Below are 12,523 nucleotides of genomic sequence, written 5' to 3' on the forward strand. Positions count from 1 at the left end.
AATAAAATAATTCAAACATGGCGTACGGCAATCTTTAAGAATAAATCTCCTATCCATGTTAGATCGGCACAAAACAAAGGAATAGACTGAAAATGATCATTTTTTCTGTTTATTTTCTGACAAGTTTTTCTCTAACAAGCGCGCCCGAAATTTCGTTGCATAGCCCTCTTTTATAACCTGTCGTGCACGCCCGAAAGCCATACTGTTCATAGGAATATTTTCAGTAATAACACTCCCTGAAGCAACATAAGAGCCATCTCCTATCACCAATGGAGAAACAAGTGCCGTATTAGAGCCAACAAAAGCATGATCACCAATCACGGTTTTATATTTGTTAAATCCATCATAATTGCACGTAATCGTACCAGCTCCAATATTGGTATGTGCACCAATTTCGGCATCACCAATATAACTTAAATGATTGATTTTAGAAGATTCTCCTACCTTAGCCTGTTTGACTTCACAAAAATTTCCAACCTTCACGGATTTTGCCAACTCTGTACCAGGACGCAAACGTGCATAGGGACCAATCTGTGCATCTTGACCCACCACAGCTCCTTCGAGATAACTAAAAGCACGAATAACAGCACCAGATTGTACTTTCACGCCTAATCCAAAATAAACATTTGGTTCTATCACCACACCTGGTTCAATTTCTGTATCATAAGAAAAATAGACTGTTTCTGGTTTTAAGAGTGTAACACCCGATAACATTAAATCGCGTGCTTTACGTTTTTGCCACAAAGAATCAGCCCTCGATAGCTCAAGACAGTTGTTAATTCCTACAATATTTTCAAAAGGGACTTCAACAACACGCACATCTAATCCTTCACGCGAAGCAAGAGAAGCAATATCTGTTAAGTAATATTCTTTTTTCATATTGTTATTATCAACCTTCTCTAAAAGAGAAAGTGCATGTTTTCCACGCATAGCGAGTATTCCCCCATTACAAAAGGAAATCTTTTTTTCTTCCTCGCTCGCGTCTTTTTCTTCTACAATTGCGATCAATTGACCATTTTTCTCGAGAAGGCGCCCATAACCTGTTGGATCTTGAGTATGAAAGCCTGCAAAAACAACATCAGCTCCATCAGCAAGCTGTGCACGCATTTGATGCAATGATTCTTGCTGAATGAGAGGCGTATCCCCAAAAACAATGAGAATATCATCCACTCCCTTTTGCAAAGCGAAACGAGCCGATAAAACAGCGTGTGCCGTCCCTAAACGCTCTTTTTGTTCAAAAATCATCACATCTTTGACAAATGACTGAACAACGTGCGTAACCTCTTGACCACCACATCCCACAACGACAGCTACTTGCGAAGATTCTGCCAATTCTATTTGTTTTAGAACGTGGCATATAAGAGGCAATCCAGCAATTTTATGTAGTACCTTAGGCAGAGGCGATTTCATACGCGTCCCCTCTCCTGCAGAAAGAACAATAGACAGACAACTTCTAACCATAAAAACACATAAGACTAACGAGAAAATCCAAAAAAGTTCATAATATCGTGCCAACGAATATCTTCAACATAACTCAATGAAGGATAATGTTCTAAAAGCCAAAATGAAAGATCCTGCATAGAGCCTGTTAAAAATAAAATCCCTGTAAAAATAAGAAAAACACCAATAATTTTTTCAACTTTTCCTAAATGAATACGAAAAGCTGCTAAAAACCGCATAAAACTATTCGAAAATAAAGCTGCCAATACAAAAGGAATAGCAAGACCTAATGCATAAACTGCTAAGAGAATAGCTCCCTCACCCACAGTTTCTTTTGTTCCAGCAAGCGTTATAATAGGCCCTAAAATGGGACCTATACACGGTGTCCAACCAAAGGCAAAAGCTAAACCAATAACATAGGCCCCTAAAGGACCAGAAGATGTTTTACCCGTCTGAAAACGCGCTTCACGAAATAAAAAAGAGATCTTGAAAAGCCCTAAAAAGTTTAAACCAAAAATAATAATGATAATTCCAGCAGCCAATGCAAACCAATCACGATAATAACCAATGAACTTACCAATGGTACTTGCACTCGCACCTAAAGCAACAAAAATGGTGGTAAACCCGAGGACAAAAGCAATAACAGAAGACAATAAAGCCCACCGTATAAAGACTTTCTCATCACGTTTTTCTGAACGAAAGTCATCAATACCAATCCCTGCCATATAGCATAAATAAGGAGGAACTAATGGCAAAACACATGGCGACAAAAAAGAGAGTGCCCCAGCAAAAAACACACCAATTGTTGAAATTTCAATCAAAACGCACAAACCCCATCTTTCATTCACGGTTTAGTTCCATGAACAACGATCAATCTATATCTTCATCAATCCGTTGCATATTTTGTTCATTTGCCACCACACTTATATCTTCATCGTGACCAGAAACGACAGAAAAAACCTTTTGATAAATTTTATCTTTATTTTTAGCAATTGCAATATACTCTCCCTCTGCTAACACGAGTGAAACATAAGCACCAACTGTTTCATAAACGATATCACCAGAATCATTGGCCAGAGACCAACTTGTATCTGCAAGCGCTTCCCCTCCTTCTTGTCGTACCAGCTTCAAAACAATCTGAGCTGCCTGATGTTCAAGCGTAACCTCTGTCATTTTACCAGCCTCCACTTGAATATCCGAACGAGCCGTCGCATTAATGGAACCATAATGGGAAGCAACATGATAGCGGCCTGCTTTTAAACGCACAACAGATTGAGGCTTAACATTTGATAAAATCACCCCCGTATCATCATTTTCTTTTTCATCCTCATAAATCGTGAAACGGAGTTCCTTTTCATTGATGCTACCATTTGATAATGTCGCATTTAAAATAAGACCACCAGCCTCAAAGTGAAAGGTTTTCACAAGACTCTGCCCATTTTCTAGACGAACATGGCGCACAGCACTCATATGACCAAATGAGACATGAACAAGATAACTTCCTGGCTCTAAATCAAAACGTGCACTCCCCCCCTTATAGGTTGCCACTAAGGGTAATTTATTATCAATCCCTAGAATAGGGGCATATACCCGCCAGACAAGTCCTTTCTCAATATCTTGACGGCTATTTGTTAATCGAGCATTCAAAATGAGTTGTGCCTGAGATGCTAAATTCTCTTTTTCCTGCTCTTTTGACTTGATAATAAAACTCCGTGACTGTCCCTGCTGCTGGTCTACTTCTTCCTCACAAAAAGCACCATGGCTCCAGATCAATAAAGTGAGCACCGCGCAGAATCGCACACATCGGTGCATTATTTTTATAAGACTAGCCATTTTTATATTGTTGACCAACATGATATTTTTTTCAAGAAACAATATCGCAATGCCCCCACCCTCAAATTGAAAAACTTACACCACAACCACATGATGAAACAGCATTAGGATTATGAATTTGAAAAGACTGCTCCATAAGATCATCAACAAAATCAATCTCAGCGCCTTCCATGAAAGGAAGTGAGAGTGAATCAATAAGGACAGTTGCCCCATCTTTTTTGAGAACGAGATCATCTTCACACATTTCAGAAACCAATTCATATTTATAAGAAAAACCAGAACACCCACCGCCTTCAACAGAAATACGTAATGCGATTTTATCGGGTTCACGCAAAAGTATCTGTATAATTTGATTAGCAGCAGCATCTGAAATTTTCACATTCATTTTATATATCCTTGCATTAAGCCATCAAGAAAGAGTATCCTAATTATTATGTATCCTATTATTATAAAGAGAAGTTTATTCATCATAAACCACTCTCAATTTTAAGGTGATAATGGACAGCTTGCAATGGATATAGGCACGATCAACTTCAATTACCAATCTCGAGCCGTCTACAGTGCTCATCCGCAAACAAGCCGTGGTCGATTATTTCATGAAAAAATGAACACCGCACGCACACCTTTTCAACGAGATAGAGATCGTATTATCCATTCTAATGCATTTCGACGTCTTAAACATAAAACGCAAGTGTTTATTGCTGATGAAAGCGACCATTATCGTACCCGCCTCACCCATTCAATAGAGGTTTCTCAAATTGCACGAACATTAGCCCGTGCCCTGTATCTTGATGAAGATCTTACCGAAGCCATTGCCCTTGTTCATGACTTTGGACACACGCCCTTTGGCCATGCAGGAGAAGAGGCTCTTAATGAAGCCATGATGCAGTATGGTGGCTTTGACCATAATGCACAAGCCTTACGCATTGTTACAAAACTAGAACAGCGCTATGCAAATTTTGATGGACTGAACCTTACATGGGAAACCCTTGAAGGACTTGTAAAGCACAATGGTCCCCTTTTAGGTCCTTATGCGAAAAATAAAGAGGTTCCTAGCGATATTTTACAATACAATGCAAAGCAAGATCTTGCACTCGATTGTTTTGCAGGACTAGAAGCACAATGTGCTGCGATTGCAGATGATATCGCATACAATGCCCATGATATTGATGATGGTTTACGGTCGCAATTTTTAACACTCGATCAATTTGAACACGTTCCACTAACAGCAGCAATCTTAAAAGAGATAACAGATGAGCATCCCCAGCTCGACCAAGCACGATGCGGTTACACACTTGTACGAAGACAAATAACAACCATGATTGAAGATGTTCTCAAACAATCGCACGAAAACTTAGCACGCATTAAACCAACCAGCATAAACGATATTTACCAAGCAAAACAAACCATTGTTACCTTTTCACCGTCAATGACTGTTTACGAAAAAGAACTAAAAAACTTTTTATTTGAAAATCTTTATTACCATGAACAAATTCTTAGCCGTCGCAATGCAGCAAAATGTATTGTACAAAAATTATTCAATTGTTATTATGAAAATCCAGATACAATGCCTGAAAGTTGGTGCCAAAAAGCAGTGCACTTAAAAAATCAAGAGTTAGCACGTCTCATTGCGGACTTTCTTTCAGGCATGAGTGATCACTATGCTCTACGTGAATATCACCGCTTATTTGACCATACAAATCATTTCGTTTAATAGCTTTTAGCATCATCATGGAAGCTAAATATGAATATCTTTAAAAACTTCGAAAAGAAAATTAAGAAATCAATTGAATTATCTGATATAAAAGGAAAAAATGGAGAGGACCTAGATTTATCAAAAATCACCGTTGATCCCCCACGTGATTCCTCCCATGGTCATTTATCAACCAATGCTGCTATGGTGCTTGCAAAATCTATTGGGCTCAGTCCACGTGCACTTGCAGATAAAATCATAGAACTCCTTAAAAATGATATATCCATCGAAAATATTGACGTTGCCGGCCCTGGTTTTATCAACATCAAGCTTACAAAATTATTTTGGCAAGATGCTGTAAAATATATGCTTGAACTAGGGCTTTCTTATGGTCGTATCCCAATGGGACAAGGAAAACGCATCAATGTTGAATATGTCTCAGCAAATCCGACAGGCCCCATGCATGTAGGACACTGTCGCGGGGCCGTTGTTGGAGATGTTCTCTCCAATTTGCTGCAATTTGCGGGCTATAACATTACGAAAGAATATTATATCAATGATGCAGGTCAACAAATCGAAGTTCTCGCTCACTCTGTACTGTTACGCTATCGTGAAGCTCTTGGACAAAAAATTAATGAAATTCCAGAAGGACTCTATCCAGGAGAATACTTGATACCATTGGGTCAAGCGCTAGCTCAAGAGTTTGGTGATCAACTCCTCACCATGGATAGAGATGAAGCCTTATCCATCGTGAAAGAACGAGCGATTCATACCATGATGTCCATGATTCGCGAGGATTTAGCTGCCCTTAATATTTATCATGATATCTTTTTCTCTGAGCGAATGCTTTACGCAGATAATGCCCGTGCTATTCGTAACACCATTAACGACCTCACTTTAAATGGTTATATCTACAAAGGAAAACTCCCCCCTCCTAAAGGACAAAATATAGAAGATTGGGAACCAAGCGAGCAAACTTTGTTTCGTTCAACAAATGTTGGTGATGACCAAGACCGTGTTTTGATCAAATCTGATGGTTCTTACACCTATTTTGCTGCTGATGTTGCTTATTTTCGGGATAAATTTAATCGTCATTTTGATGAAATGATTTATATTCTAGGAGCAGACCATGCTGGCTATGTAAAGCGGCTAGAAGCCATGGCAAAAGCAATTTCTGGGAATAAAGCCAAATTAAGTGTTTTCTTATGTCAATTGGTAAAACTCTTTCGCAATGGTCAACCTGTACGCATGTCAAAAAGAGCAGGATCATTTGTCACTCTAAGAGACGTTGTCGAAGAAGTTGGTCGCGATCCAGTGCGTTTTATGATGCTATACCGCAAATGTGAAGCGCCTCTTGATTTTGATTTTGCAAAAGTAACAGAACAATCAAAAGATAACCCCATCTTTTACGTACAATATGCAAATGCACGGTGTCACTCAGTCTTTCGTCAAGCACAAGAAGTGCTTCATATTGAAAGTTTTTCAAATGACATCTTGATTACCTATCTTCATCGACTAATCGATGACAATGAAATATTATTAATACGCAAACTTTCTGAATATCCGCGTATCATTGAACAAGCCGTCGTTCATAAAGAGCCCCATCGATTAGCGTTTTATCTTTATGATCTTGCCTCCTGCTTTCACACCCATTGGAATAAAGGAAGTGAAAATCTCAATTTACGCTTTATTCAACCTCATGATAAAGAGTTATCCTTTGCAAGATTGGGATTGATACAAGCCGTTATCAATATTTTATCATCAGGACTTAGCATCATAGGAGTCGAAGCCCCAATAGAAATGCGTTGAAAAAGTTCTATAAATACATACAATGGATACTTTGTAGTAAACTTTTTCATGTATCCTTGCATGAGAGGGGGAAAATTTATAATTTTAATGTAACAGATCAAAATTAACCATTGATTGCACGCAATTGCAAATCATTATGTGAGAAAAGCTATGAGCGATAACGATCGCAAAAATCCGCACGAAACAAAACAAGACCATGAACCCCATGATCCTTTAGAAAGACTTACGCGCATTTTTAATCCGACCAAACAAAGCGGAAACCAAAATGAGCACGCCTCTTCAGAGACAGATCGTTCAGCATCTCATTCCAAAACATCATCCTATGATGATGATTTTGATTTGTCTTTTCTAGAAGAAGAATTTGAAAATCATTTAACACGCAGCTTACCTTTTGATGATCAAAAAAAGCAATGGAACTTGCATGCAACCAGCAACGCAACAGCTTCAGATATTGCACAAACTGATTCTTTCAACCATTCAAGACAAGATAATTTATCTGCAGAGAGATATTCCTCACTATCCAGTCATGATGAAGAACAAATTTTAGACGCACTTTCTCCATTACCAATCCCCAAAAATCAATTCCCTCAACAGAAAAAAACAGCAACAAGTTCTAATCCTTTTTTTGAAAAAAGTAATTCGATTCCACAATCAGAATCAGAAAATTTCTTTTTTGATGAATCTGAAAGACGCAAAAATAAGAGAGACGAGACAGAAACTGTTGAACAAACTAATCGTTTTTCGCAAACAATCTCACAACAGCCTGAGACTGCGAATATACAAAAAACTTATGATGACAATCAAAACTTCTATGATACTGCCATAAACCATCCCTATAAAATTCCAGCGGATCAAGAAAATTGGATCCCCAAAGATCATACGCCAAAAGATCATACGGATGTCTCCTCTTCTTCAAAAGCAAATGAAATTTTTCCATCTTCTAACCTTGTGCCAGAGAAACAAAACACGGAAAGAAATCAAATAACGAGTGATTACTCTTCTCCTCTGGATTCACCACACGTTGACAGACAATCTTATTTAAAGGAATCTTCACAAAAAGATTATACAACCCATTATCCTCATTTTTTTGAAGAAAACCCCTCTCAACAAGAAACCTATAGCGAAAAAATTCCAACGTATAATGAGGCTCAAACTCCATACATCCATAAGGATGAAAATATCTCTAACCCAAACAGAGAAATTTCATATAACCAAAATAATTTAGATGCATTTTTTCCCTCATCAGAACCTCTTAATATAAAACAAACAGATAGCTCTTTTGTCCATAACTATACACACAGAAATACTCCTCCTCCCAATGTTGATACTTATAAATTTTCAGAGGAAGTCGTAGAAAAAACGGGTCCTATTATGGTTCCAGAAGTCCCGTATGAAGCCCCAGAATATGATGTACCAAAAGATGGTTTGGAAGAAGAATTTGCAGATGTACTCAATGTAGGAAATGTTTCAAAAGATGATTTTTCTCAAAAACAACAGAAAAATGAAGCTTTCAATGAAATCTTTCATCAAACTATGCAGAGTTCAAAAGAAGAGATTTATATAAACTCTAAAGAACAAAATACTGACTATTTTTCTGCTGCCAATATGGAATCTAATTCTCCCTCTTTTAGTGAGAATTTACCCTACACAAGCTCAGATGAAATCCCCGCATATCCCTCAGCGCCTCCTCCCTTAAAAAATCCTATTTTGGGTAAAATTTTCACCAAAGGTATTTTTCTTCTTGTTTTAATAGCCGTTGGGTTTACTGGTTATTTTCATTTTTTTATGCCATCACAGAAAAATGAAAAAACGGTCATTATTCATGCTGATAATACACCTTTTAAATTCACACCAGAAACAACTGAAACAAAAAATGATGTTGCCCATAATTTAGATGTCTATAAACAAACGACTGGACAAAATGAGAAACAAGAAAATACACAACAATTTCTTATTGATAACTCTGAACAACCTGAAAATTTAGAGGGATTCAATCCAGAAGAATCTTCAAATATTTCATCATCTTCTTCAACCGAAGCTGATGTTGAAAATGTCGTCACACAAGCTATCAATCATACTATTCCAACGCGAGAAGTACAAACCGTTATTGTCAATCAAGATGGTACAGTGACGCTCGCTCCCGTGCATCAAACAGAGAGCAAACCTGCTGCTCAATCTGCAGAAACCATTGATCAAATTCCTGACGAATTTCAACAAACGCCCGTTGTTTCATCGCATGATTCCGATAGAAATGACCAAGAAAGTGATCATGATCTCAAAAATCATATTGATAAAATAATTGCCGAAAATAGTTCTGACGCAAGTATTGAAGAAAAATTTATTCCAATTCCTTCTCATGCAGAGAGAAATGCAGAAGTCGAAATGCACACCGCATCTCGCCCCACATCACCAAACGGATTTGCACCACAAAATTCAGAGGGTTATTATGTGCAACTAGCCTCTCAACCAACGCATGAGTTAGCGAGAGATTCTTTAAAAAAGATGAAATCCAAATTTGGATTTCTTATCGGTACCCGTCCTTTAAATATACAACCGGCTTTTATACCAGGGAAAGGAACCTATTACCGTGTTCGTATTCAAACGCAAGACCGAAATGAAGCCATAATCCTTTGTGACACCATTAAAAGTTCTGGTGGAACTTGCTTCATCACACGCTAAACCAATCATGCAACGGTTTTAACAATCGTTGCATGATTTATTTCAGAGCCATTTATGCAAAGCATTTAATGATTTATTGAAAACTTCAGAAATTAAAATTGTCTCAATCTTTTTTGCTTCTGTATTTACACTGACTTTATTCTTTAATTTGCGTTAATTTTTTCCTTATTTAAAAGATTATGTTTACAAAAAAATCACTGCGTACCCTTATAGGTATAAGGTACAGGAGGAGATGAATTTAAATCCTTTTGGGGCGTTGTTATAGTTTGGCTTGCTTCTGGAGTATTATAATGTGAACTATGTTCAGGAGATTTTGCAAAAAAAGATCCTAAAAAACCAAAAATAAACCAGATAATAACCAATGCAAGAAGAATAGCAAAAATACCCTTAGCGATTGAAACACGCTGTTCATGATCTTTTCTTTCTGAAGCTCTTTCTGCAGCCATACGTTCTTCATATGTGTGATAATTTTTATCAATCATAGTGAATTCCTTTTCTCAATTCCCTTATCTTTAATTTCTATAAAGTATACATATATGAAATTATTCAGATACTTATTTTGAGAAAACGACAATTACAAATAAAGGTTCCAGTTTACCTCATAAAGTCGGAAAAAAGAGCCGAAAATAGAATTAAAATATCTACCATAGCCTTTGAGTTCTGCAATAAAACATTGACACAAAGGATTTGCTAATAATAGAGTTGTAACCAAAATATCTCATTATTTTTATTTAATAAAAAATAAAACATTCTCAAAAGGTTTTTCTTATGAAATCTCCCATATCCTCACTTCCCTTTAAAATAGAAAAGCACCCATCACCTTTGTCAGAAGAAAAACGTGAAGAAGTTCTAAAAAGTCCCGGTTTTGGTCAATTTTTTACAGACCATATGTGTACTATTCAATGGACTGAAGATAAAGGCTGGCATAACGCCGTTATTTCTCAATACAAAGCTTTAGAAATTAATCCTGCAAGTACCGTCTTGCATTATGGACAGGAAGTTTTTGAAGGTTTAAAAGCATATCGTGCAAAAGATGGACGCATCTTGCTCTTCCGTCCTGATGCCAATGCACAGAGGTTTATAGAGTCAGCAAAACGGTTAGCCATGCCAGAATTACCAACAGATATTTTTCTGGATGCGGTTCATCAATTAGTAAAAGTTGATCAAAAATGGGTTTCTGATCATCCCAACGCTAGCCTCTATATCCGTCCATTTATGTTTGGCAATGAAAACTTTTTGGGCGTTCGCCCTTCTCAAGAATATCTTTTTTGTATCATAGCCTCTCCGGTTGAATCCTATTTCAAAGGAGAAGAAAAATCTGTCAGCGTCTGGATTGAAACAGAATATAGTCGTGCTGGCCCAGGAGGGACGGGTGCTGCCAAATGTGGTGGCAACTATGCAGCCAGCTTACTTGCACAAAAAATTGCAACCGAAAACGATTGTAGCCAAGTGCTCTTCCTTGATATGGTTGAACATAAATGGATTGAAGAACTTGGCGGTATGAATGTCTGCTTTATTATGGAAAATAATACACTCGTAACCCCTCCCCTTAATGGAACGATCCTTCCGGGAATAACACGTCATTCAATTTTACAATTGGCAAAACAAATGGGATTAACGATAGAAGAGCGTCCTTATTCTTTTGCAACGCTTCAAGAAGATGCAAAGAGTGGACATCTTAAAGAAGTCTTTGCTTGTGGTACAGCTGCTGTTGTCACAGCAATCGGCCGTTTCAGGTATAAAGGAGGAGAATTTATTATCGGAAATGAAACAGTTGGAGAAGTCACAAAGCAACTTCGGACACAATTAGTTGATCTTCAAAAAGGGAATATAGAAGATAAAAATGGCTGGGTGCATTCTGTCCAGCTCTCATCATAAAACGATATTCTCACATCTATAAACGCTTCCATGAATGCATTACCTTCATGGAAGCGTGCATATTCACTAAAAATCTCTTTATTTTTTAGTGGAACAAAAAAAGAAAAGATTAATCAAATTTTGAATGATCTCTATGCTGTGCTTTAATATTACGGATTGTACCCGTATGGGAACGCATCACAAGAGTTTCCGTTTGAATGTAGCGAGGCGTGAATTTAACACCAGAAAGCATATTACCATCTGTTACCCCTGTTGCTGCGAATAAAACATCACCCTTTGCCATTTCTTCCATTGTATAAACCTTATTGGGATCACTAATCCCCATCTTGGCTGCACGAGCAATTTTTTCTTCTGTATCAAGCAGCAAACGACCTTGCATCTGTCCCCCAATGCAGCGCAAAGCAGCAGAAGCTAAAACACCCTCTGGCGCTCCACCAATCCCCATATAAAGATCAATACCTGTTTCTTCTGAATCAGTTGTATCAATGACAGCTGCAACATCTCCATCACCAATCAAGCGAATTGATGCCCCTGTCGCTCGTACTTCATCAATCAATTTTTCATGACGAGGTCTCTCCATAATACAAACAGTAATCTGATTAACAGCCACTCCCTTAGCCTTTGCAAGAGCATGAATATTATCGGTAGGACAAGCATCTATATCCACCACTCCCTTTGGATAACCAGGACCAATAGCAATTTTGTTCATATAAACATCAGGAGCGTAAAGAAGGCTACCCTTTTCAGCAATTGCAACGACTGCCAAAGAATTAGCAAGATTTTTAGCACAAAGTGTCGTTCCCTCGAGTGGATCAAGTGCAATATCAATTGCCAACCCATTTTGAAGACCTACTTTTTCTCCAATATAGAGCATAGGCGCTTCATCCCGCTCACCTTCACCAATCACCACGGTACCCTCAATAGGCAATCGATTAAGTTCCCGCCGCATTGCATCGACAGCAGCTTGATCCGCAGCCTTTTCATCGCCACGTCCGCGCCAGCGCGCAGCAGCAACAGCAGCACGTTCAGTAACGCGTACCAATTCAAGTGTCAAAATACGATCAAGTCCATTTAAAATCTTCTGAGTTGTGGGCATATAAAAAATCCTACCGAATGAATACCAGAAAAAATATGAGTCCTTAAATTAAGCTCTAAAAATAAAGCGTTTGGCAAAAATAAAAACTTTTCACA

The 12,523-nt window shown here is 37.9% G+C and carries 10 protein-coding genes; 4 read left to right on the forward strand and 6 right to left on the reverse strand.

The window, feature by feature from the left end; all coding sequences use genetic code 11:
* Positions 1-96: 96 nt before the first annotated feature.
* Genes glmU through BTR_RS06560 form a run of 4 tightly spaced genes read right to left on the reverse strand, consistent with a single transcriptional unit; the run spans position 97 to position 3,658 of the window.
* Entirely contained in the window at positions 97-1,461 is a 1,365-nt protein-coding gene (gene glmU / locus BTR_RS06545; protein WP_012231910.1) for a bifunctional UDP-N-acetylglucosamine diphosphorylase/glucosamine-1-phosphate N-acetyltransferase GlmU, read from the reverse strand.
* A 14-nt stretch (positions 1,462-1,475) separates the two neighbouring features.
* Positions 1,476-2,261, reverse strand: a complete 786-nt coding sequence (locus BTR_RS06550; RefSeq protein ID WP_012231911.1) for a cytochrome c biogenesis CcdA family protein — start codon at positions 2,259-2,261, stop codon at positions 1,476-1,478.
* A gap of 49 nt (positions 2,262-2,310) precedes the next feature.
* Positions 2,311-3,294 (reverse strand): hypothetical protein, encoded by a 984-nt coding sequence (locus tag BTR_RS06555; RefSeq protein ID WP_012231912.1) that lies wholly within the window; start codon positions 3,292-3,294, stop codon positions 2,311-2,313.
* Positions 3,295-3,334: 40 nt separating this feature from the next.
* Positions 3,335-3,658 (reverse strand): HesB/IscA family protein, encoded by a 324-nt coding sequence (locus BTR_RS06560; protein WP_012231913.1) that lies wholly within the window; start codon positions 3,656-3,658, stop codon positions 3,335-3,337.
* 126 nt (positions 3,659-3,784) lie between these two features.
* Here BTR_RS06560 and BTR_RS06565 point away from each other — a divergent pair, with 126 nt between their 5' ends.
* The 3 genes from BTR_RS06565 (at position 3,785) to BTR_RS06575 (ending at position 9,454) form a co-directional block, all read left to right on the forward strand.
* Positions 3,785-4,987, forward strand: a complete 1,203-nt coding sequence (locus BTR_RS06565; protein ID WP_012231914.1) for a deoxyguanosinetriphosphate triphosphohydrolase — start codon at positions 3,785-3,787, stop codon at positions 4,985-4,987.
* A gap of 30 nt (positions 4,988-5,017) precedes the next feature.
* Positions 5,018-6,775 (forward strand): arginine--tRNA ligase, encoded by a 1,758-nt coding sequence (gene argS, locus BTR_RS06570; RefSeq protein ID WP_012231915.1) that lies wholly within the window; start codon positions 5,018-5,020, stop codon positions 6,773-6,775.
* A gap of 150 nt (positions 6,776-6,925) precedes the next feature.
* Positions 6,926-9,454: an SPOR domain-containing protein gene (locus tag BTR_RS06575; protein WP_012231916.1), complete on the forward strand. Its 2,529-nt coding sequence runs from the start codon at positions 6,926-6,928 to the stop codon at positions 9,452-9,454.
* A gap of 194 nt (positions 9,455-9,648) precedes the next feature.
* On the opposite strand, the gene BTR_RS06580 is transcribed toward BTR_RS06575, so the two are convergent.
* Positions 9,649-9,936: a hypothetical protein gene (locus BTR_RS06580; protein WP_012231917.1), complete on the reverse strand. Its 288-nt coding sequence runs from the start codon at positions 9,934-9,936 to the stop codon at positions 9,649-9,651.
* A 286-nt stretch (positions 9,937-10,222) separates the two neighbouring features.
* On the opposite strand from BTR_RS06580, the gene BTR_RS06585 reads away from it, so the two are divergent.
* Complete coding sequence (locus BTR_RS06585; protein WP_012231918.1) at positions 10,223-11,332, forward strand: branched-chain amino acid aminotransferase; 1,110 nt, start codon at positions 10,223-10,225, stop codon at positions 11,330-11,332.
* Between the two features lie 109 nt (positions 11,333-11,441).
* Here BTR_RS06585 and glpX read toward each other — a convergent pair whose 3' ends face one another.
* Complete coding sequence (glpX, locus tag BTR_RS06590; protein WP_012231919.1) at positions 11,442-12,428, reverse strand: class II fructose-bisphosphatase; 987 nt, start codon at positions 12,426-12,428, stop codon at positions 11,442-11,444.
* Positions 12,429-12,523: the final 95 nt, after the last annotated feature.

Source organism: Bartonella tribocorum CIP 105476, from assembly GCF_000196435.1.
Classification (GTDB): domain Bacteria; phylum Pseudomonadota; class Alphaproteobacteria; order Rhizobiales; family Rhizobiaceae; genus Bartonella; species Bartonella tribocorum.

Coding starts and splice junctions, on each gene's coding strand:
- BTR_RS06555 (WP_012231912.1), bottom strand. CDS start 3,294: ATGTTGGTCAACAATATAAAAATGGCTAGTCTTATAAAAATAATGCAC.
- BTR_RS06580 (WP_012231917.1), bottom strand. CDS start 9,936: ATGATTGATAAAAATTATCACACATATGAAGAACGTATGGCTGCAGAA.
- BTR_RS06560 (WP_012231913.1), bottom strand. CDS start 3,658: ATGAATGTGAAAATTTCAGATGCTGCTGCTAATCAAATTATACAGATA.
- BTR_RS06575 (WP_012231916.1), top strand. CDS start 6,926: ATGAGCGATAACGATCGCAAAAATCCGCACGAAACAAAACAAGACCAT.
- glpX (WP_012231919.1), bottom strand. CDS start 12,428: ATGCCCACAACTCAGAAGATTTTAAATGGACTTGATCGTATTTTGACA.
- argS (WP_012231915.1), top strand. CDS start 5,018: ATGAATATCTTTAAAAACTTCGAAAAGAAAATTAAGAAATCAATTGAA.
- glmU (WP_012231910.1), bottom strand. CDS start 1,461: ATGGTTAGAAGTTGTCTGTCTATTGTTCTTTCTGCAGGAGAGGGGACG.
- BTR_RS06585 (WP_012231918.1), top strand. CDS start 10,223: ATGAAATCTCCCATATCCTCACTTCCCTTTAAAATAGAAAAGCACCCA.
- BTR_RS06565 (WP_012231914.1), top strand. CDS start 3,785: ATGGATATAGGCACGATCAACTTCAATTACCAATCTCGAGCCGTCTAC.